This is a genomic window from Flagellimonas ochracea (assembly GCF_009903685.1).
In the GTDB taxonomy this organism is placed as follows: domain Bacteria; phylum Bacteroidota; class Bacteroidia; order Flavobacteriales; family Flavobacteriaceae; genus Flagellimonas; species Flagellimonas ochracea.
In genome coordinates this window covers 1-219 of sequence record NZ_JAAABI010000049.1, presented here as the reverse complement: position 1 = coordinate 219, position 219 = coordinate 1, and the positions used below count along the sequence as shown (strand labels likewise).

Annotated in this window: 1 protein-coding gene; it reads left to right on the top strand. The window is 63.5% G+C overall.

Translation table 11 applies throughout. The annotated features are described in order from the left end of the window. The coding region (locus GTQ34_RS16675) for a hypothetical protein (protein WP_208103925.1) at positions 1-219 on the top strand (219 nt) is incomplete at both ends.

Below are 219 nucleotides of genomic sequence, written 5' to 3'. Positions count from 1 at the left end.
TGAGCCAGGACCTTGACGGTACCTTTGCCACGGATGCCGAACTTGCAGCGCTGAACACGGACGACGCCGATGCGGACCCCACGAACGAACTGAACACGGCCGTGGGCCTGACGGGCACCTCGATAACGGTGACCGATGCCGGTGGCACATTGAGCCAGGACCTTGACGGTACCTTTGCCACGGATGCGGAACTGGCGGCCCTTAACACGGACGACGCCG